This window comes from Dyadobacter sp. 32, from assembly GCF_902506755.1.
Lineage (GTDB): Bacteria > Bacteroidota > Bacteroidia > Cytophagales > Spirosomataceae > Dyadobacter.
This window is the reverse complement of the sequence record NZ_LR735258.1, coordinates 6,229,822-6,249,663: the sequence shown is the minus strand read 5'-3', so window position 1 is coordinate 6,249,663 and position 19,842 is coordinate 6,229,822. Positions and strand designations below refer to the sequence as shown.

General features: G+C 43.2%; 18 protein-coding genes. 6 read left to right on the top strand and 12 right to left on the bottom strand.

Features of this window, described 5'->3' with window-relative positions:
- The first annotated feature begins 199 nt into the window (after positions 1-199).
- Complete coding sequence (gene pgeF, locus DYADSP32_RS25600; protein ID WP_414618059.1) at positions 200-994, top strand: peptidoglycan editing factor PgeF; 795 nt, start codon at positions 200-202, stop codon at positions 992-994.
- Here pgeF and DYADSP32_RS25595 read toward each other — a convergent pair.
- The 4 genes from DYADSP32_RS25595 to DYADSP32_RS25580 all read right to left on the bottom strand — a co-directional run bounded on the left by DYADSP32_RS25595 (position 986) and on the right by DYADSP32_RS25580 (position 4,588).
- Complete coding sequence (locus DYADSP32_RS25595) at positions 986-2,674, bottom strand: lamin tail domain-containing protein (protein ID WP_149240100.1); 1,689 nt, start codon at positions 2,672-2,674, stop codon at positions 986-988. The two genes, pgeF and DYADSP32_RS25595, sit on opposite strands and share 9 nt — an antisense overlap.
- Positions 2,675-2,818: 144 nt before the next feature.
- On the bottom strand, positions 2,819-3,211 hold the full coding sequence (locus DYADSP32_RS25590) for a histone H1/H5 family protein, HCT subfamily (protein WP_414618058.1): 393 nt from the start codon (positions 3,209-3,211) through the stop codon (positions 2,819-2,821).
- Between the two features lie 137 nt (positions 3,212-3,348).
- Complete coding sequence (locus DYADSP32_RS25585; RefSeq protein WP_414618057.1) at positions 3,349-3,900, bottom strand: RNA methyltransferase; 552 nt, start codon at positions 3,898-3,900, stop codon at positions 3,349-3,351.
- Positions 3,901-3,967: 67 nt separating this feature from the next.
- Entirely contained in the window at positions 3,968-4,588 is a 621-nt protein-coding gene (locus DYADSP32_RS25580; RefSeq protein WP_149240101.1) for a response regulator transcription factor, read from the bottom strand.
- 274 nt (positions 4,589-4,862) lie between these two features.
- On the opposite strand from DYADSP32_RS25580, the gene DYADSP32_RS25575 reads away from it, so the two are divergent.
- A complete protein-coding gene (locus DYADSP32_RS25575) occupies positions 4,863-5,864 on the top strand; it encodes a GNAT family N-acetyltransferase (protein WP_149240102.1) in 1,002 nt (333 codons plus the stop codon).
- On the opposite strand, the gene DYADSP32_RS25570 is transcribed toward DYADSP32_RS25575, so the two are convergent.
- Positions 5,853-6,464 (bottom strand): FkbM family methyltransferase, encoded by a 612-nt coding sequence (locus DYADSP32_RS25570; RefSeq protein WP_414618056.1) that lies wholly within the window; start codon positions 6,462-6,464, stop codon positions 5,853-5,855. The two genes, DYADSP32_RS25575 and DYADSP32_RS25570, sit on opposite strands and share 12 nt — an antisense overlap.
- Positions 6,465-6,707: 243 nt before the next feature.
- On the opposite strand from DYADSP32_RS25570, the gene DYADSP32_RS25565 reads away from it, so the two are divergent.
- Positions 6,708-7,589 carry an FkbM family methyltransferase gene (locus DYADSP32_RS25565; RefSeq protein ID WP_149240104.1) on the top strand — a complete coding sequence of 294 codons (882 nt, stop codon included), beginning with the start codon at positions 6,708-6,710 and terminating at the stop codon, positions 7,587-7,589.
- A 4-nt stretch (positions 7,590-7,593) separates the two neighbouring features.
- On the opposite strand, the gene DYADSP32_RS25560 is transcribed toward DYADSP32_RS25565, so the two are convergent.
- The 3 genes from DYADSP32_RS25560 to DYADSP32_RS25550 all read right to left on the bottom strand — a co-directional run bounded on the left by DYADSP32_RS25560 (position 7,594) and on the right by DYADSP32_RS25550 (position 11,556).
- Positions 7,594-9,099 (bottom strand): lipopolysaccharide biosynthesis protein, encoded by a 1,506-nt coding sequence (locus DYADSP32_RS25560; RefSeq protein ID WP_414618055.1) that lies wholly within the window; start codon positions 9,097-9,099, stop codon positions 7,594-7,596.
- 45 nt (positions 9,100-9,144) lie between these two features.
- The gene (gene wecB / locus DYADSP32_RS25555) at positions 9,145-10,257 is read right to left on the bottom strand and encodes a non-hydrolyzing UDP-N-acetylglucosamine 2-epimerase (RefSeq protein WP_149240105.1); all 1,113 of its coding nucleotides are present in this window, start codon (positions 10,255-10,257) and stop codon (positions 9,145-9,147) included.
- Positions 10,258-10,344: 87 nt separating this feature from the next.
- Positions 10,345-11,556 (bottom strand): glycosyltransferase family 4 protein, encoded by a 1,212-nt coding sequence (locus DYADSP32_RS25550; RefSeq protein WP_149240106.1) that lies wholly within the window; start codon positions 11,554-11,556, stop codon positions 10,345-10,347.
- A gap of 192 nt (positions 11,557-11,748) precedes the next feature.
- Between DYADSP32_RS25550 and DYADSP32_RS25545 the strand changes: the two genes are divergently transcribed.
- Positions 11,749-12,489 carry an FkbM family methyltransferase gene (locus DYADSP32_RS25545; protein ID WP_414618054.1) on the top strand — a complete coding sequence of 247 codons (741 nt, stop codon included), beginning with the start codon at positions 11,749-11,751 and terminating at the stop codon, positions 12,487-12,489.
- Positions 12,490-12,584: 95 nt separating this feature from the next.
- Here DYADSP32_RS25545 and DYADSP32_RS25540 read toward each other — a convergent pair whose 3' ends face one another.
- The 3 genes from DYADSP32_RS25540 to DYADSP32_RS25530 all read right to left on the bottom strand — a co-directional run bounded on the left by DYADSP32_RS25540 (position 12,585) and on the right by DYADSP32_RS25530 (position 16,028).
- A complete protein-coding gene (locus DYADSP32_RS25540; protein ID WP_149240108.1) occupies positions 12,585-13,853 on the bottom strand; it encodes a nucleotide sugar dehydrogenase in 1,269 nt (422 codons plus the stop codon).
- Positions 13,854-14,230: 377 nt separating this feature from the next.
- Positions 14,231-15,094, bottom strand: a complete 864-nt coding sequence (locus DYADSP32_RS25535) for an Rpn family recombination-promoting nuclease/putative transposase (RefSeq protein ID WP_149240109.1) — start codon at positions 15,092-15,094, stop codon at positions 14,231-14,233.
- Between the two features lie 25 nt (positions 15,095-15,119).
- On the bottom strand, positions 15,120-16,028 hold the full coding sequence (locus DYADSP32_RS25530; RefSeq protein WP_149240110.1) for a class I SAM-dependent methyltransferase: 909 nt from the start codon (positions 16,026-16,028) through the stop codon (positions 15,120-15,122).
- A 149-nt stretch (positions 16,029-16,177) separates the two neighbouring features.
- Here DYADSP32_RS25530 and DYADSP32_RS25525 point away from each other — a divergent pair, with 149 nt between their 5' ends.
- Both DYADSP32_RS25525 and DYADSP32_RS25520 read left to right on the top strand, forming a co-directional pair.
- Positions 16,178-17,458, top strand: coding sequence for a glycosyltransferase family 4 protein (locus DYADSP32_RS25525; protein WP_149240111.1), 1,281 nt, complete (start codon positions 16,178-16,180; stop codon positions 17,456-17,458).
- Positions 17,459-18,229, top strand: coding sequence for a glycosyltransferase family 2 protein (locus DYADSP32_RS25520; RefSeq protein WP_149240112.1), 771 nt, complete (start codon positions 17,459-17,461; stop codon positions 18,227-18,229). It abuts the gene before it with no gap.
- 254 nt (positions 18,230-18,483) lie between these two features.
- Here DYADSP32_RS25520 and DYADSP32_RS25515 read toward each other — a convergent pair whose 3' ends face one another.
- Positions 18,484-19,797 (bottom strand): DUF4302 domain-containing protein, encoded by a 1,314-nt coding sequence (locus tag DYADSP32_RS25515; RefSeq protein WP_149240113.1) that lies wholly within the window; start codon positions 19,795-19,797, stop codon positions 18,484-18,486.
- Positions 19,798-19,842: the final 45 nt, after the last annotated feature.

The window sequence follows — 19,842 nt, the reverse complement described above, 5'->3', positions numbered from 1 at the left end:
TTCCCAGAACAGACAAATTTAATTCATTTTATTCTGTTAACAACAATCTCTCCACGGAGCGCGCCCTTGACCAACCGACTTCGTGAGCCGATCATCTATTGCATTACAGAGAACAAAAAGAAATAATGAGACCTCAAAAAAGCAGTTATTCCTGTGCCGTTCTTGTGTTGAAAGACTAATTTTGAAAAATATTTTTTCAATGAAACCAAATCAGAAAGTTGAAATGCCGCCTTCACTTCTTCATAAACCTGCCATTTTCGAGCGATTCCCATTTGTAATCGCCGCCGAAAGCAGGCGCCATGGGGGTGTGAGTCGGGCACCTTACGCCTCGCTCAATTTGGGAGGCTCTACCCAGGACCAACAAGAAAACGTTATGGAAAACAACCATCGTTTTTTTGGAGCGCTGGGAATCGACTTCAACGATGTAGCCAAATCACACCAGGTCCATGGGGCTGAAATACTGACCGTAAAGCAGCCTGGGCGGTATGAGGGCTACGATGCGATGATTACCCATATTCGCGGTGTTCAACTCGCGGTAACCATTGCAGATTGCACGCCCATACTAATTCTGGACCCCGTTAAAGGAGCCGTGGCTGCGGTTCATGCCGGGTGGAGGGGAACGGTGCAACACATCGTGCTTAAAACCATTGAAGCCATGCAGAAGGAATATGCAACAACTCCAGCAGATTGCCTGGCATATATTGGCACATGCATTGACGAAAGCTCTTTTGAGGTGGATGAAGAAGTAGCAGAAAAATTTGAATCTTCACACAAACGATGGGATCCTCTCGTTGGCAAGTTTTTTATAGATCTAAAGGCTGCCAACAGGGATCAGCTAAAATTAGCCGGATTGCAGAAAACAAACATTGAGATTTCGCCGTACTCCACCGTACTGAATAATGAAGACTACTTTTCGTACAGACTCGAAAAAGGAACAACCGGAAGAATGCTTGCAACCATAGGAATCGAAAAACACCAGAACCAGTCAGTGTGAGGCTACGACAACCTTTTTTTTGAACTGCTTCTTGTTACCGTTCAGGTCGAAAGTATCAATCAGTATCAGGTAATAGCCCGTCTTAACCACCTTGCCCTCATGATTTGTGCCGTCCCAGGTTAATTTGCCGGCGGTTCCAACAAGCTGGTTTCTAATAATGTTCTTTACCAGAAATCCATTCAAATTGAAGACCTGAATGGTGGTCATACGACCGGCGGCTTGTTGGCGGTATTTGATTTCAGCCACTGCATCTGCACCGTTCAGGCCCGGCGAAAACGCTTCAGGCTCTACATAGAATTCATCCTGCTCTGCGAATTGCAGGGACTGTGAGTTGGCATAGCCAGGTGTGGCATAGCCAACCGTGCCGGCTGCCGAATGCCAATTGGTTGGTTCCCATGACTGCCGACCCGAATCCACCCTTTCAAGCGAAACCCCTTTCGTATCGCTGATCAATGGATGGTGCATTTTTTCAGCATAGCGGACACGATCCATAACCGCACCGACACTGTTTTGCAGCACGACTTCACCTTCGTCATTAGAAAATCCAGGCATAGACGGAACGCTCAACAGCGATCGAGATTTGTCCGCAGGATAACTTCCCTTAATAATATCTGCATCTACTGACAATGCCAAAAAACCGTTTGGTGGCAAAACCACCTTATCCTGTGTGATAATTTTTGCTAAATCGCCGCTACCATTCAGCGTGTTCTTCAACCCCCAATTCGCCAGGGACACATATCGAGGAGACCTGTTGTAAATCTCCACAAAATCCACTCCACCAGCACGAGGATTAAACAATATCTCATTGATGACAACATCACCCGAATCAGCTTCAACGGGTAAGCCAAAAGGGACGGAGTGACTCCGAAGCAAATTCCCCGAGCAGTCGGCAAGGTTCTGGATATGTAACTCGTAATGCTGTCCCTTCAAAAGCGGAGAATCCAGATGGATTGCGAGTCGTCTGCAATCGGGCATAGAGACCATTCTTTTCCGGATCACACGTCCACTGATCGTAATTTCCGCACCCTTTGAAGCACTGAGGCTATCCAGGCGCTTGTTAAAATGCATAACAAGTTCACTGTTTCCAGGAACTTCAATTCGCTCCAAAAGAGGGGGACTTTCATCCACGTTTCTCCGGGTAACACTGTTCACTTGATTGGGACTCCCTCCTCGTGTATCCGACGAAACCATCCAGTTAGCTCTCTCTCCACAAGGATTATCTACATCCAGCATTTCAAGGGCATATCCGCCGTTTCTCCATGCTGGTGGCCACCAGGTGTCGGTATAGGAAATGGAATACACAAGTTGATTTTTGGCATTATACAGGGCCAAGGCAGCCCCCTCATTGGGCAAACCAAAAGTACTCAAACCTATAACTGTTCCATATTCCGACAAGGCAGTAACATTACTTCTTTCACAAAGCAAAATATAAGAATGGGCCCTGATCAGTGAGTCTGGAAGCCTGGCAGATCGAGCCCCCATTGTGAGTTTCCAGCCTTTTAAAGAAATGGTTTTCTCCGTTCGGTTGTAGAGCTCTAAATACTCCACCTCAGGCAGGGCAACTGCCGGTGATGGATCGGACATGATTTCAGTAATGAGCACTTCATTGAACGATTGGGCTAATACGCAATAGTCAATACTCAACAGTGCAAGAAGGATTCTGAATACAGCGTTGCGCATGATTAGGGTATATCAGAAAAGCAAATTAATAGGCGTGCTATAGACGAAAATCTGCTTATCTGGTAACGTTTCTCTTAAAATATAAGAGGCTCAATGCAAACCCGCATTGAGCCTCTTATCAAAATGAACGAACCGGACAAATGATTACTTGATGTCCTCCGATGTTGTTTTATCTACCGTAGTTTTTTTTGTCACCACTTTCGCGACAGAGGCTGCCTGTTTCATCGCAGGCTTAGCGGTAACAGTTTTCACTGGAGGTACCGCAGTGGTTGGCTTCGAAGCCGCTTCTACCAATGACGCTACTTTTTTAGCTTTTTCCTTTCCCTTCTTGCCCTTTTCCTTTTTTTCAGCATGTTTCGCCTCCTTAGCCTTCTTCTTCAAATTTTCCTTCTCAAACTTCGAAACCTTCCTGGCAAGTTTTGCAGCAGCCTTCTCAATGGATTTTTTTATTTTTTTTGACCCGTCCGAGATTGAATTAAGCTTTTCGGATATGGTGCCCGCTATTTCGGCAGTCAATTTTTTAGTTGCGGATTTCATAAATTTCTGTTTGGAGATACAATGTACTAACGATAAAATTTGTTTTAGCCTATTTAACCGAAAAACAAACCCAACATTTCTACTCGTCTTAACGCTGCAAATACTGCTTAATTAATTCAATAAAAAAATAAATCGTGTTATTTTTCTGTTAAGTTTTTTCTAACAAAATCCCATAGAACGATTCCAGCTGATACCGATACATTAAAAGAATGTTTGGTACCAAACTGCGGTATTTCAATACAGCCGTCAGCAACAGCAATGACCTCATCAGCGACACCTTCTATTTCATTCCCAAACACAAAAGCATACTTACTTCCTGGCACATGATCAAATTCCTGGAGCATGGTGCTCCCTTCCGCCTGCTCCACAGCAAGCACTTTATAGCCTGCGTCTTTTAACTTTGTCACCGCGCCCAACGCTGTTTCCTCCTTCTCCCATAGAACGGACATCTCTGCACCTAAGGCGCTTCGGGAAATCTCGCGGTGTGGCGGATGTTGCGTGTAGCCACAAAGAACAATTTTTTCAACCCGAAAGGCATCTGCTGTCCTAAAAAAAGACCCAATATTATTAAGGCTCCTGATATTATCCAGTACGATTACGAGTGGAAATTTATCAGAGTTTCTGAATTCGTCCATAGACAACCGGCCCATCTCCTCCACACCCAGTTTCCGAATTTTCGAATTACGCATTTTCACTTCAAAAAAAAAGGTTGGAATCTATTTGATAGTTCCAACCCTGGTCGTGCTTTAAACTATACTATTTTAATTTGGTGATCAACTCGACGATGTTTTTAACACCCAGCTTTTCGAATATCCTTGCTTTGTAGGTACTTACTGTCGACAATTGCAAATTCAGTTTCTCGGCAATTTTCGCAGTACCCAAGCCTTCCTTCAATAAGTTCAGTACATCTGTTTCTCTGGGAGAAAGCGTCACGACCGGATCTGGCAAATATTCTTTTGGATTGATAAGACGGTTAATATTGAGTTGCTGCATATCCTGGCTCATGTACTTTTTATTATCCAGTACGCTCAGCACTGCAGACTTAAACTCCTCCTCGGGAGCCTCTTTGGACAAGTACCCATCTGCTCCGGCCTGCAAATACAGTAGACCATATTGTTGCTCGTCATAGCTGGAAAATACCAGAATACGAATACCAGGAGAGATGTTTCGAATCGCCTCGACCATCTTTGTATTGTTACCTCCAGGTATATTTATGTCAAGTATCAGGAGATCAAATGACTTGGCCTGCAATTCCTGAACTATTTTATCAAAATCGTCAACGTCAGAAATGATAGATTCGGGAATCAATGACTTAAGGAGGTGTTTGGTACCAATTCTTACCACCGCGTGATCTTCGGCAATTAGTATGTGCTTCATGAAGGATTTAATTGAAATATTTCGTGACTAAAATCATACAACCATGTTGGAATAAGCGATCCTGAGATAGCACTCTACGTCACCAAAAAGAGATATGACCTGTGCCAAAAACGGTCGAAAGTGACTATTCCTAACACTTTGAGTAATCAAATTAACGGAAATAAATATAAAGACACAAATTAGGATAATCTAATTGACTATAAGCAAAATAATGTCCGGTTAATTATTTCAATGCCTTGGCAATCTAATCATCAGGATTCAACCTTCAAAACGAATGAATTGGGATAACCTCATTACTACAAACCCGGACTTCATATGGTACGATGCCGGCCTAACAGTTCATCTTTATTTTAGGGAAGCGACTAATCTCCCCGTTAGTCAAAAATTCTACATATACCTGAATATCAAACATATACAAATTCAAAGCAGAGATATAATATACTACTTCCTAGTATATAAACAAAAAACAAAAGAGCCCATGGCGTATATATATTTGAGAGGGGGTGATTCTACCGACTGGATATCTCCGGCCAAGGCACCTTTCGGAGGCGTTCAAACACATGAACTTTGCAGCTCACGTGAAGTAATATTTCTACTAAGCTGTGTCGAGAATTTCGTAAAAAATAATGGCGGAAAAAAAATTATTATAAAAACAGCGCCTGAAAACTATGACATTTCCGAATACCTCAAACTATATGAATGCTACAATCGATCAAATTACGAACCAAAAGACATTGCAAAGAACCATGATATAACCGTTTCGAACACACCATTCGAAGATATAATTACATCCGCGGAACGCAGGAGATTGAAGAAGTGTCGAAAAGCGGGATTTATCACAATTCCAATACCCGCCATAAATGTCTCTGGGGTTTACGGGTTTGTAAGCACCATGAAAAATCACCTTGGATATTCATTGTCGATTAGCCTGGAAGAACTTAAAATTCTGTTTTCAACATTTCCCGATGACGTTAAAGTCTTCTCTGTAAATGATCATAACCGAATTATTGCAATTGCCGTCACAGTCAGAGTAAATAGGGGTATACTCTACAACTTTCTGGTAGCAGATCGCCCCGAGTACCGCTCGTACAGCCCGATGGTTGCCCTGCTTGAGGGAATCTATAAGTATTGTCAATCGGATAGGATCAGAATCCTTGACCTGGGCATTTCTCTGGATCATCATGGCATAGAAAAACCTTCACTGATTCGGTTTAAGGAAAACATGGGTGCAAAACCATCTCTGAAAATCACGTGGCAAAAAACGCTAGATACCTAGGCAGTTGTGCTCGCGATAAAAGACCGTGGAACAGGACTCGTGACCTACGATTGGCAACATTCCCCTGAAATCTATACTTTTGAATCCGCGCTCAGCCAACAACGCTTTCGCCGGCTGATACCAATGTCTTTCAGAATTGTCAAGAATGAGCACACCATCGGGGGTTAAAAAATCAACGGCAATAGTGGCACATTTTACCCGATTTCTACCGTCAACAACGATAATGTGAAATTGCTCATTTTTCTCTTTAACTGCCTGAATGTAATCGTTACCAATTTTCCGGGGAAGTACCTCGGAGTTGGAGGGAAGTCTTGGAGTTATTTGACTAACCCACTGAAAATCATGCTCCACTGCAATGATTCGTTTAACGCGGGACCCATACCAGCATGTAGAATTACCAGAACCGTACTCGAAGACTACAAAATGATCCTTCAAACGGGGATCAAGAAAAAAGATGAAAGAGTAGGTGTACCATGGCAAAGGAATTCCTGAAGCATCCACAGATTGCCTGGTGGCAAAGCTTCGAAACCATCCATATTCCTTTAAGGCACTACGCAGAGATAGCTGGAAAATCCCTCCCAGCCCAACTACATTAAGCATACGCCAAATAATATTTTTAATAAAAGGGATCATTATCGAATCAATTAGCTTCCTTTTTAAAGCACTGACCTTCAATATTTGAGGCGTCCATGTGATATCGGGTGGCCCCTAATTTTGTACCGGGGTGCAAATATACTACATTCGCGATCAAATTTACGGCTTGACGACTTTCTCGAGCCAGTCTCGTTAGTGAAAGCCAAATAATCCAACAGAAGTAGATGCTGTGCCTTTAAGCAAACAACAATGAAAATAAAGACTATCAAGACTATATTAGGTCATCCGTTAAATAAAAACCGTCCCATAAGCACCCTACTTACTTTTTTCAAAAGAGGTGTGGTGATAAGATTGCATAAACACCCGATCGTTTACCCATTTATTGAGCATACATCTCTCGTGGTTAACAAAGGCATGTCCAGTGCGGAATTGCAGGTATACACAGGCCTTTATGATACCAATGAAATGCTTTTCGTCATGCATTTTCTCAGGCCGGAAGACACATTTGTCGATGTTGGTGCCAACATTGGTGTATACTCCGTGCTGGCGTCCGGAATCACCGGGGCAACCTCGCTGGCATTTGAACCAATACCTTCCACTTTTGCCGGCCTGAAACGAAATATTGTTTTCAATAATCTACAAAACTGTACAGAACTCTTTAATCTTGGCGTGGGAGACAAGGAGGAAACGCTGACCTTTTCCGATTCGCTGGATGCTGTTAACCATGTAATTCATGAGTCTCAGTACTCAGGAAAAACAACAAGTGTACCGGTCAATTCATTGGATAATTTACTGATCGGCAAGGGTATTAGTTTACTTAAAATTGACGTGGAAGGATTTGAGGCCAATGTTATCAATGGCGCTTCGCAGACATTGGAAAGGCCGGAACTCAAAGTAATTATCATGGAAACCAACGGGCTCTCGGATCAATATGAGTTCGGCCAGAATTACATTCATGACAAGCTCCTGAGCCTGAACTTTATACCATACAATTATCATCCAAAAGAGCGAAAGCTGACCGAAATAACTGCAACCAATCCCGAAAACACGATTTATGTACGTGACCTGCCTTTCGTTGAGCAACGGATTCAGTCGGCCAGAAAAATAAAACTCCGAAATGATTTGATCTGACCTATCAATTAGACCTCAGCCATCGTTTCTTCAATCCATCAACCAACGCAGTAATATCCTCTGAAACCCGGAAATGCAGAATCAAAACGGCCAATAATAAAACGATTATGACAGACCGAAGCGCAATCATAGCCATTGCCGACACAATAGTACGTGCGTAAGCAGGAGTGGCAAGTGATATTCCATAGATAACAAGTAAGATCATCAACACCTGAGCCGTCTTAAAAGTGAACGGAAGGATATTGAACTTCAACCACACAAATGTCATTCTCGACACAGAATATAACAAGGTAGTAAGCGCTGTGGCGATAGCTGCCCCTGTAAAGCCATATAGCGGTATCAGCCACAAATTGAGAAGAAACCCTACCAAGGCAGTTCCTACTATAAAAGCTGTTGCAAACTTGAACCACCTGGAATACAGGATGATCTCACTGTTGAGCCCGGTGGCGATATCGAAAACCTTCACAATCGCCAGGAAAAGCACGACATATTTACCCTCACCATAAGTCTGCCCTTTGGGAATGAGAAAAAATATATCGTCGATACTTGCCCAAATCAGCATAAAAAAGAGTCCTCCTGCAATGAGCTGATTGAGAGCCGACTTTTGATTCATGGTTCTTAAATGCACATAATCTCCATTTGCCAGGGCGGTTGAAATTAAAGGGACCGAAATCTGTGCAATGGCCTTTCTCGGGATTTCGATGATTCCGGCGATGTAGGCGGCAATAATAAAAATACCTGCCTGGACTAATCCACGCTCACCGGCGAGCATCGTTCTGTCGATAAAGAGCATCAGGTTTACACCCAACCCACCCAATATGGTAAATCCACCATAGGCCAGCATCTCACGAAACAAGGGTCTTGTGAGAATAGATCGATCGGGAAATCGCCAGTACCACTTACCGAGTTTTTTAATATACAATATCAAAACTACAACCGCCAGGCCGTATGAAGCAACAACCAAATATTGCAGCAGATCAAAACTGATCCAACCAACCCCAAAAATAACGATCAGGAGAACATTGGCTAATTTCAGATACACGTCACGTACAAAACTGGGAATGGCAATCCGTGCGTTATTCTGACAATACGATTCCAGAACAGAAATATAAATCCAAAAAATGGTGAGCGGGATAACCAGAAAATGATACTTCACCAACATGGGTGACTCGCCGGAAAAATAGGATTGGATGGCATCGGAGCATGCCCAGTAAAGAGCACTGAAAACCAGCCCACCAACAAAAGGCAAAAATAGCATGAATGGCAGAATTCCGTGGTGACCTGCCTTATCATCCCGAAACTTCCCAAAAAACTTGTTGGCTATAATTGGCGTCCCCAACTGAGCGAAAGCGGCAAACAGGATGCTATTCTCTACCAAAAGGCGGGATACCGAAAGCTGCTCCACAGAGAGAAATTCGGTAGAGATGTACATTTGATTGACGATCCCAATCCCCACCCCAATATATGAACCTAGTCCTGCCTTAAGGCTTTGCCGAACAACTATTCCCACAATAATCGATTTATAATCTTTCCAATTCGCCCTACTCCTGGCATACTATTGCTCCTGATTCACTAAGTATTTCTCACGAAGTATGTCGACAATTCTCTCTGCCGCGTGTCCATCCCAAAAATCAGGAATATGGCCCTCTTTTGCACCACCGTCAAGTATTTTGCTCACCAGCTCACGCACAGATTCCGGATTAAGGTCACTGAGCAAATAATTTGTTCCAACCTCAACGGTTACCGGTCGCTCTGTGCTCTCACGAAACGTAAGACACGGTACTTTGAGATAAGTAGTTTCTTCCTGAATTCCACCGGAATCGGTAATGATGATCTCCGCATTCTCCATCAGATATAGAAATTCAAGATACCCTTGCGGCTCCAGTATAATCACATCCGACAGGCTTCTGAGCTCATCCAGCAACCCAAACGTTTCCATGTTTTTCAGCGTTCTCGGATGCACCGGAAATAATACCGTTTTGCGGACTGTAGTATTTTTAATGATCGTGAGTATGTTTTTCAACCCTTCCTCACTATCCACATTGCTGGGACGGTGCATGGTCATAAGAACATAAGATTTAGGCTTCAGGCCCATTTCGTCCAGCAAAGTAAGGCGAGATGCCTTTTCCCGATAGTACACCAGAGAGTCGATCATCACGTTACCCACAAAATGTACTTTTTCATCCGCAATGCTTTCACGTTTAAGATTATTCATTCCTGCAATTTCAGTCACAAAAAGCTGATCAGAGATGCAGTCCGTCATGATTCGATTGATTTCTTCCGGCATCCTTCTGTCCCCGCTTCTCAGCCCCGCTTCTACATGAACTACAGGAATGTGCTCTTTTACGGCCACCATAGCACAGGCAATGGTAGAATTTACATCGCCCACTACCAAAACGATATCTGGCTTTTCAGCCTTCATAACCTGTTCAAACTCAATCATGATTTTGGCGGTCTGTTGGGTGTGAGATCCGCCCCCAACACCCAAAAAATAGTCGGGCTTGGGTAGTTCGAGTTGATTGAAAAACACATCAGACATTTTCGCATCGTAATGCTGTCCTGTATGAATAATTTTGGACTCGATATCGGGATAATTCAAAAACGCCCGGTGCAGCGGAGCCACTTTCATGAAATTGGGGCGGGCGCCTACTATGCTAAGTATTTTCATTGTTTTAGCTAAAACGATTTTCCTACAAATTAAAATGGGTATCACTTCCAACAAGAAGTTTTCCTCTGTAAACTTAACCTGGACGAATCAGTGTTGTAACACGTACCGAAATGCCGCATCATACTCTCGTAAAACAGTATGAATGTTTACTTTTTCTTTTATGGTTTTTAAGGAGTTATCTCCAAATATTTTAATTTTATCCGGATCCTTCAAAAGCTTTCTGATTGTAGAATTCAGGCTCTTCTGGTCTCCGTTTTCAAAATAATAGCCATTATAACCGTCTTGCACGAGCCGTTTCTCAGTACCATCCGCAACGGAACAAATGACGGGTTTCGCAAAACACATTGCATCGTTGATGGATAGGCCACCCATTCCTCCTAAAACATACACCGAAGAATTGTGCAGGTACCGTCCCAAAGTAAGTGAATCATAAACACCTCCCACGAAGCGCACATCATTTGACAAATTCAGCCTTTCTGTTAGCTCTTTCAAAGATTCTTCTTCCGGGCCGAAACCTACAATGACCAACTCAATGTCGCTTAATTCATCTTTAAGATCTTTAACGGACTGAATCAGCATATCGACCCGCTTCCATTTCACCAGACGCCCCACGTGAATCAGACGATTCGGATTTGATGGCAGTATGTCAGGTTGCTTCATTACGTTTTCATAAGCGCTTAGCAACTCATCCGTATCAGGCGAATTTGCCGCAATGAATATCTTCTCCTGTGGGACACCGTAACTTCCTGTAATAAGCCGGGCCTCATCGAAGTAATTTATGTGTGCATCGGCCAACGGGAGGTACATTCGCCTGATACACGTGATAAGCCAAAAATAGAGGTAACCGATCAGGGTTTTTCCGTTCGTATTGAGATCCTCCGTTAAGTTATGGCCTGAATAATAGTATTCTTTACTTTTCCCCCAATACGAAATATTGAACGGTATGTCGCGACAAATCAATTTGGCACCTACACGGCGCAATCTTCTATAAAAAAAAGGGTTCAATATCAGCTGAAGAAAATAGGGCCAGGCCGACATCACAATAATATCAGGCTTGATCTCTTGCAGTGCCGGAATCAGGTCTTTAAAAAAAGCCTTTCCATACCACGTTTTGTATTCAGCTAATTCCACCAGTCTGAATTTGATATTGGAGGAATCTTCCTTTACCCCTGAACCCACCGCCTTACTCTTCTGGCTAGGTTTTATCAACACGACTTCGGTACCGTAGTCCGAAACCATCTTATTTAAGATCAGGGTAAAATAATGCGGCAAACCTGCCATTACAAAACAAACACGCATGCACCGAGGCTATTGAGATACTTTCGGCAAAAGTACGCATAAGGAAGTAATTTTAAGGGCAGGTGTTATCTTTACCCTATATTCGTAACATAATTTTATTCTTCCCCGTTTATATTTAACAGGATGTACTGGCTCCGATACTTGCTCAAAGAACCATTTCAGGCATTAAAAACCCATCGTGACCGAGAATTCATGAAACTTCTGGTCAAATACGGAGATGCTAAACGCCATGAAACTACAAAAGTCAGTTTTGGAAAATACCAATTGCAAGTTCCTGATTCCATGTCATTTATCTGGCAGTATAAAGAGATTTTCGTAGACGAGTTTTATCTATTTAAGTCGACTGAGCACCATAATCCTGTTATTTTGGATTGCGGTGCCAATGTGGGCATGAGTGTTTTGTATTTCAAAGAATTATTCCCAAATGCAAGGATCATTGCATTTGAGGCAGAGCCGCAAATTAGCACCATTCTTGAATCGAACCTGAAGTTTAATAAAATAGAAGGCGTTCAAATCGTAGCAAAAGCCGTTTGGAAAGATTCAGAAGGAATATGGTTTGGAAGCGAATCTTCGGATTCTTCGTCGATTTATTCCACTGCACAAAAAAAACTTGTCCCGTCGATCCGTTTAAAAGATTATTTACGCGCAGAAACGCAAATAGATTTCCTTAAAATAGATATCGAAGGAGCTGAGACCGCCGTACTCGATGATTGCCGGACAGACCTCAACCATGTCCGGAATCTATTTGTTGAATTCCACTCCTATTTAGGGAATACGCAGGGCCTTGCGGATGTAATCCGGGTCTTTGAAGAGAATGGTTTCCGATATTTTATAGATACCAACCAACACAGGTTACGCCCTTTCGTCAATCACCGGTACCGGGGAAATGATGTTATGGATTTACAATTGAATATTTTCGGCTGGAGGGATTAGTTTGCAATTGCATCACATGCCTTATCAGTCACAAAAACCCTCTAATTATTCGCCTTGTGTTATTATAAAGTCTAACTAATTTTTCTGAAGTGAGCCTACAATCTTGAATCAACGGATTCCTTGGGCAGCGTAGACTTAAGGTCAAACAAAACTGAATCAGTATTAGAAAAGTCTGCAAGATTCATTTTTTTGAATTCTTCATGAGCAACTGCCAACAGGACACCTTCATACTTCCCTTCAGGTTTGCTGATCAAAGAAATGCCATATTCCTCTTTTACCTCCTCAGCCGTTGCCCACGGGTCGTACACCTCTATCTGCATGCCAAAATCCTGCAATTCTCTGTAAACATCGACCACTCTCGTGTTTCTGATATCAGGACAATTTTCCTTGAAAGTGATGCCCAAAATTAATACCCGGCTTCCTTCAATTTTATGCCCTTTTTTAATCAGGAGTTTGATCAATTTGTTCGCGACGAAAATCCCCATGGTATCGTTTACCCTTCTCCCCGACAGAATTACCTGGGGGTAATAGCCCAAGGATTCAGCCTTATACGCCAGATAATAAGGATCAACCCCAATGCAATGCCCACCGACCAGCCCGGGCTTGTACTTCAAAAAATTCCACTTAGTGCCTGCCGCTTCCAACACCTCGGTGGTGTCGATTCCCATCCGGTCGAATATCAGGGCAAGTTCGTTTACGAAGGAAATATTCACATCACGCTGTGCATTTTCTATCGCTTTGGAAGCTTCGGCAACCTTCATACTTGAAGCCATATGTGTGCCGGCTTCAATAATTGAGCTATATAAGTCATTGACCAATAAGGCTATTTCTGGTGTAGAACCTGAGGTCACTTTTTTTATTTTGGTCAAAGTATTAACCTTGTCTCCGGGGTTGATTCGTTCGGGCGAATACCCGCAAAAGAAATCGACATTGAATTTCAGCCCACTCTCCTTTTCCAGCACGGGAACACAGTCTTCCTCGGTACATCCTGGATACACTGTCGACTCGTAGATTACAATGTCCCCCTTTTTCAATACAGTGCCAATGGTTTTACTGGCTTTGAGCAAAGGGATCAGATCAGGTTTTTTGTAGTCATCAATAGGCGTGGGTACCGTGACGATAAACACGTTGTAGGCACTCAAATCTTGCACACTACTCGAAAATGCAAGTCCCTGAACCGTTTTCAAATCATCTTCGGCAATCTCTTGGGTACGGTCATATCCAGATTTCAATTCCTGAATCCGTTCATGATCAATATCAAAGCCTAAAACCGAATATTTGCGACTAAACTCAACCGCCAACGGCAGGCCGACATATCCAAGACCAATAATTGCAATTTTTTTGGAAGCATTTTCCGACAACATGTAATCCGATTTTAGTTGGAGGGTATAAAACTATGGATATTAATCCTCATCAGAAAATATCATTGAAAATCCTAGCCTCCGATTAGCTAACCTTGTTTTCCAATGGTATTGTAATAATCAAGCGACAAGTTTACTATTTCCAGATATGAAACCCTTTCAAAAAGACATTTGCGGAACGTACATAGCCGGCGCACGGAAGAAAATTTGACCAAAAAGTTATTAGAATAAAAAACTGTTTATTTCGTAAAACTATTGGCTCTTACGTTCGCTACGAATTCTGAGGTAACGTTGGCAGCAGAAGCGATCTGTTCATCCGTAAGTGTGGAAACCTGGATAAGTCTGGAAACAATTTCAGCGCGTGCCTTTATAGCTCCTTCCTAACGACCTTCTTTACGTCCTTCTTCAAGACCTTTCCTAATACCTTCTTTCCGAACTTCCTCTAGCCCCAATTCTTTAAAAAAATCTAAAGTGCTCATAATCTTTTCTTTTACAGGCTTTGGTACCGATTCTAAAATCTCAACAATTCTGGCTCTATTTGATTCGCTGTATTTCAAAAAATAAACGGCAAATTGCTCTGACAGGTTCCCCGGAGCATCTGCAGCGAGGTTGAAAACTCGGACTGCATTTTCATCCAGCCAACGGCCTTCCATGTAATGCTTTAAGGTAAGAAAAGAAGCCGCCAGGAACTGGTTGGACAATGCGTTCAATTCCTCATCCTCCATGGTAGACAGATTATTGTAAACGTAGTCAAAGTCGGGGACGCCCAGTCGGGGACGCCCAGTCGGGGACGCCCAGTCGGGAATAAATCCTTCCCATTCTTTTGGGAAATTTTCAAAACGATCTGCTAGGGTTGTATACTGCCAGCTCTCCTTTCCGTGATATAACAATATGGGTATGATGACAGATAACTTCTCTTTATTGTCTATCTGTTGCTGCAAACCCGAAAAAATGTAGCTCCCCAATTGTATCGGCGTATTTTTGTACTTGTGGCTTTTGTGCTCTATCAGGAGTGATACTTTTATGAGCTCACCACCTCTACTTTTGCAAGAATACACAATATCCGACATCGTCTCCTGTAATTCTTTGGAAAGGTACGTTCCCGGCAGCTGCGTTTGTGTTGAAAAATCGAGCAGACTGGAAACTGACGCAGGAAGGCAATCCGGAAAATAATGCGTAGCCAAACCTTTGTCGACTAATATGGCTTTTAAGAATCTATCGTGTATGTTGATGACTTTACCCATAGATCAGGGCCCCAGCCTAAGCGTTTTACCCGGCATAGGGATTAGGTGGGAAAATATGAATCTGAAAACCTTCCCTTTTAAGCGCTTCCATTATCTGATCTGAAGGAAGTTTTTTGAAAATCACTGCACAGAGAACCTGAGATGGCATTAGCGTTAACCTGGTCAGCAAATTGTGCATGGCTAGCTTACGCCTGATCTTTTTAAATGCCGACGACGAGTCATCTGCCTTCTCGTGCGCAGCCTTGGCATTATAATAATTGTTATTGATCCCCTTAAATGCCACCATGGGTAAGCCTATCCCATTGGCCAGTTTGTCCATCTCCCGCTCAGAAAGCTTAAACACATAGTTTCCCACTTCCTCAAAGGAATAGCGGTTTTTCCAATATTTTTGCAAAAGGGTGGTATCCCTGCGATCAAAAATATTCCTTAGAGCCAACAAAAATGGCATTTTAGAAATCGGATCGTGCGGTTCCACCAGTACCACCCCCTCCCGCGCAACCCTTATCATTTCATAAACGGCCATATAGGGCCTGGGAAAATGGTGATAGGCTTCTTTACAAAAAATATAGTCGAAGCTATTGTCTGCAAAGGTCATGCGCTCCGCATTCTCAACCGAATACTTTTCAAAAAGACCATGTTGCTGAGACAAAGGAAGAAACGTATCAGAAATATCAGTAGCTGTAACATCCAGGCCTTTCCTGTAAAAAAAGTTGGCATCAAAACCGTAACCATCACCAACCGTAAGCCAGCTTTTCCTTTCGGTTACCAAAGGGTCTACCAGCTTTAGCAAGCGACTGTGTATCCAATGATTGATCGTATTATTCTCCTGATCATATTTCCAATCTGCAATGGCTTTCTCCTGGGCTTCTCTTGTTGCGTATTGAACTTCGTACCAACCCGAATGTGCCTCATGGCTTTTTTTCTCAGTAGACATGGTTTTTGATTTACCCTGATAATGGATAAAGATAGTTTTAAGGAATAAAAAAAATAAACGTAAGAACTATTTAATTTTACCATCCTAAGCTGATGCAGGACTAAAATTCAATTTCAATTCCTCATGCAGCGTTCATTATAGTCCCAAATATGATTCTACACCTGAGTACATTTCACATGGAAGGCGGCGCAGGTGTTGCAGCAACACGCTTGCACAGAGCCTTGCTCCGTTCTGGCGTTGATTCCAGAATGTTAATTCCAACGGTCAAAAACCATGAAGTGGGTGTTGCACCTCTGGCGAGCACCAACTGGCAAAAAAGAAAAGCGTGGTGTCGATTTGTCGCTGAAAGACTTGCCTTTTATCCCCATGAAAAAGACCGCACCGTTCGCTTCGCCTTTTCTCCGGCCGATGCAGGAGCAGATATCAGCTTGCACCCACTCGTACAAAAGGCTGAGGTTATCCATCTGCACTGGATCAATTTCGGTTTTCTGTCCCTAGACTCGCTTCATAAATTATTCTCTCTGGGGAAGCCCGTCGTGTGGACGCTGCACGACATGTGGACCTTCACGGGTGGTTGCCATTATAGCCACGGGTGTAATCATTATCTTTCTCATTGTCATGATTGTCCCTATCTGGCCAAGCCCGATCCGTACGATATTTCTTTCGTCCAGTTTGAGAAAAAAATAGCTCTTTACAGCAAAACTTCAATGGCCCTCATTTCACCGAGTTGCTGGTTGGATGATCTGGTCAAAGCAGCCTCGCTCACAAAACACATTTTCTCAAAAAGCATCCCAAATTGTCTGGATACAGATCTGTTCAAACCAAGAAACAAGAGGGAAATTCGTGAGCAACTTAACCTTCCGCTCACCAAAAAATTACTGCTCTTTGCTGGTGCAAACACCCAGGATCCCCGAAAAGGGTTTGTCTATTTCAAAGAAGCCCTCAATAACCTTAACCACTCGGCAAACGAATATGAAGTCCTTATTTTTGGCAAGTCCAATCCGGAAAGCTTCGCAAGTTTTCCTGCCAACGTGCACTATTTGGGAGTGATCAGCCGCCCAGACGATATGGTTAACGCTTACAATGCTGCCGATGCTATAGTGGTGCCGTCTCTGGAAGACAATTTACCAAACACCATCATGGAAGCCCTTGCCTGTGGCATACCCGCGATAGGCTTCAAAACAGGTGGAATTCCGGAAATGATTGATCACAAACAAAATGGATTTGTGGCTGATCTAAAATCCTCCGAATCGCTAGCGGCAGGTATCAGATGGGTGCTGGAGGAAAGCAATTACATTGCGACATCCGAAGCGGCACGGCAGAAGGTTATAGATTTCTATTCCGAAAGCACCGTAGCCTGCCAGTACATGGAGGTATATGATTCGCTAACGGAAAGCAATAAGTTGTCTACATTTAATAATAGCCACTAGATGCCCCTCCTCACCATCATAACCATTACCTACAACGCGGAGCACTTTCTGGAAAGAACACTAAAAAGTGTTCAGGTTGCTATGTCGAATATTGCCGATCCCACACTAATTGAATACTTGATCATCGACGGAAAGTCAAAAGATAAAACTTTATCCATTGCTAATAGATACGGGGCGCTTGTTTCAGAAATCGTATCAGAACCCGATCGGGGATTGTACGACGCCATGAACAAAGGAATGAAAATGGCCAGGGGAAAATATTTATGGTTTTTGAATGCTGGTGACGAGGTTTATGATTGCGAGGTTTTAAAAAATCTTTTCGAAGCTTTTGACGACGATGCCGACGTGTATTACAGCGATGCCATGTTTGTAAGAGACAACGGCTTGGAAGTGGGCCGCCGGAGCAAATTTACGCCACACACTTTACCCAAAAACTTGAAATGGCAGGACTTTTCCCTCGGCATGAAAGTTTGTCATCAAGCATTTATTGCAAGACGTGATATCGCACCTGGATATGAAGCCGACAATTTAAGTGCTGATATTGACTGGGAAATACGGTGTCTGAAGAAGGCCGAAAAAGTGAAGTTTCTGGATTTTATATTGTGTAAATATCTGCTCGGTGGCGTTTCTGTACAGAGTCACAGGCGGTCTCTGACAGACCGTTTCCAAGTCCTTCGAAAGCATTTTGGTCTGTTGCCTACTTTGGCCAATCACCTGCTGATATTCTGGAGAGGTTTTTGGTTTGCAAGAAAAAATGGTAAGTACTGGTAGAGGGAAGGCCGTCAAGGCAAATTCTTTGATCAAGAGTTTTTAGAAAGTTCATCATTCTGTTCCCACAACTAAAGATACTTCACGGCAGCCGGTGTACCCCATTGAGCGGGGATTTTGGCTTTGTTTATTGCAAGCTATTGTTCTGAATCTTTGGGTCGGTAAAGATGCTTCATGGCAACCAATGAATGACTAGTCTTTGGCAACGGATCGTTTCTACGGACAAATGAACAAGAAACCGATACAGGCAGCGCCGTTTAATTCCGGAACCAGCTGATCCAGGCCCTGGCATCCTTGGCACTGACCATATCATAGGTTTTATCGGAAGTCTGGATTAAATAATACCCGCTAGATTCATACATAAGCTTGGCCGTTTCCGATGCTGGCCCACTTGTAGGCACAGGAGGATTTGTACTTGCGCCATATTCCCTGAAAAACACCTTGCCATTGGTAAATGTTGGCGGCAAAGATGCGTAGAAATAATCCAGATCCAGAGTTTCATTGAAAAAAAACGTGGGTGCAAAAATGTCGTAAGACGAAGTCGCCGAAGGTATGTAAATCCATACTGCATAAGGGTCTGTGCCCCTTTTCAAATTTTTTATTCCAAAAGCGTCCTCCACCCCATTGACATGGAAACCATCTCTCGACCTCCATTCACCACCGGACTCTACGGGCGTTTCCCACCATCTTTTTGGTGCAGCAAGGTCAACCGAGAGAGGGGCTATGGCACTCAGGATAGTGCCGGTAGAACCATCTGCTGTAAGGCCAATTTGCGTTGTGTTGGGATTCCAGGCAATGTTTGTAAAGCCATTAATAGTTTTACCTGCATTTATGAAGGGAGTGGCGAACGCCAGACCGGTGGAATTGTAGTAGTATTTAGTGGTGAATGATTTTACCGAAGTACCCTCCAGCCAAGTAAGTTTGATCACCCTTTCGTCCTGGTTTACTGTTATTTCATAGGTAACCCCAGAGATAGTCACTCTTTTAAAATAGGTCAGATACTTTGAAATGTTATTAAAGGCAAGCGCATTCGCGAGTTGTCCGCTGCTATAGGCTGCGGCTTGTACCTGGGTTGCCTTTGTAAGTACCAGTCTGCTTTGATTTTTCCGACCTGTAAACGTGATTACATCCGATGTTACAGAATCAGGATAAATGGCAAACTCGAAATCCGACAGCCATCCTTCACCAACATTCCCTCCGTGGACCTCGTCATCGGGGTCAGCCAACACATGGAGATAGGAAAAAGTATCAAAAATAAGCGAAGGGGTCTGCATCGCTTTCAGGCGATAGCTGCTTTCCTTGGGAGTTTTAGCAAAAGATTCCGACAAGTCGGAATACATTACCACCCGGTTTTTGTCATCAAACTTCATGAAAAAGCCAAAACTTCCGCCTCCCTTTGGGTATATGACCGCATTCCATCCGTATTGTGCATCCACCAGTTGTTTTTCGTAGGATGCCAATGCCGCATTTAACCGGGCATCCGCTGATTCCTCAAATACAGAGTCATCAGAATTGGTACAGGAGAAAAACGCGGACGTCAGAAGCAGCAGATATAAGAGAGACTTTTTCATCTAAATAAATAGAAATTAATAGGTGTTAGTTGAGCCGGACATTAC

Coding starts and splice junctions, on each gene's coding strand:
- pgeF (WP_414618059.1), top strand. CDS start 200: ATGAAACCAAATCAGAAAGTTGAAATGCCGCCTTCACTTCTTCATAAA.
- DYADSP32_RS25595 (WP_149240100.1), bottom strand. CDS start 2,674: ATGCGCAACGCTGTATTCAGAATCCTTCTTGCACTGTTGAGTATTGAC.
- DYADSP32_RS25590 (WP_414618058.1), bottom strand. CDS start 3,211: ATGAAATCCGCAACTAAAAAATTGACTGCCGAAATAGCGGGCACCATA.
- DYADSP32_RS25585 (WP_414618057.1), bottom strand. CDS start 3,900: ATGCGTAATTCGAAAATTCGGAAACTGGGTGTGGAGGAGATGGGCCGG.
- DYADSP32_RS25580 (WP_149240101.1), bottom strand. CDS start 4,588: ATGAAGCACATACTAATTGCCGAAGATCACGCGGTGGTAAGAATTGGT.
- DYADSP32_RS25575 (WP_149240102.1), top strand. CDS start 4,863: ATGAATTGGGATAACCTCATTACTACAAACCCGGACTTCATATGGTAC.
- DYADSP32_RS25570 (WP_414618056.1), bottom strand. CDS start 6,464: ATGCTTAATGTAGTTGGGCTGGGAGGGATTTTCCAGCTATCTCTGCGT.
- DYADSP32_RS25565 (WP_149240104.1), top strand. CDS start 6,708: ATGAAAATAAAGACTATCAAGACTATATTAGGTCATCCGTTAAATAAA.
- wecB (WP_149240105.1), bottom strand. CDS start 10,257: ATGAAAATACTTAGCATAGTAGGCGCCCGCCCCAATTTCATGAAAGTG.
- DYADSP32_RS25550 (WP_149240106.1), bottom strand. CDS start 11,556: ATGCGTGTTTGTTTTGTAATGGCAGGTTTGCCGCATTATTTTACCCTG.
- DYADSP32_RS25545 (WP_414618054.1), top strand. CDS start 11,749: ATGAAACTTCTGGTCAAATACGGAGATGCTAAACGCCATGAAACTACA.
- DYADSP32_RS25540 (WP_149240108.1), bottom strand. CDS start 13,853: ATGTTGTCGGAAAATGCTTCCAAAAAAATTGCAATTATTGGTCTTGGA.
- DYADSP32_RS25535 (WP_149240109.1), bottom strand. CDS start 15,094: ATGGGTAAAGTCATCAACATACACGATAGATTCTTAAAAGCCATATTA.
- DYADSP32_RS25530 (WP_149240110.1), bottom strand. CDS start 16,028: ATGTCTACTGAGAAAAAAAGCCATGAGGCACATTCGGGTTGGTACGAA.
- DYADSP32_RS25525 (WP_149240111.1), top strand. CDS start 16,178: ATGATTCTACACCTGAGTACATTTCACATGGAAGGCGGCGCAGGTGTT.
- DYADSP32_RS25520 (WP_149240112.1), top strand. CDS start 17,459: ATGCCCCTCCTCACCATCATAACCATTACCTACAACGCGGAGCACTTT.
- DYADSP32_RS25515 (WP_149240113.1), bottom strand. CDS start 19,797: ATGAAAAAGTCTCTCTTATATCTGCTGCTTCTGACGTCCGCGTTTTTC.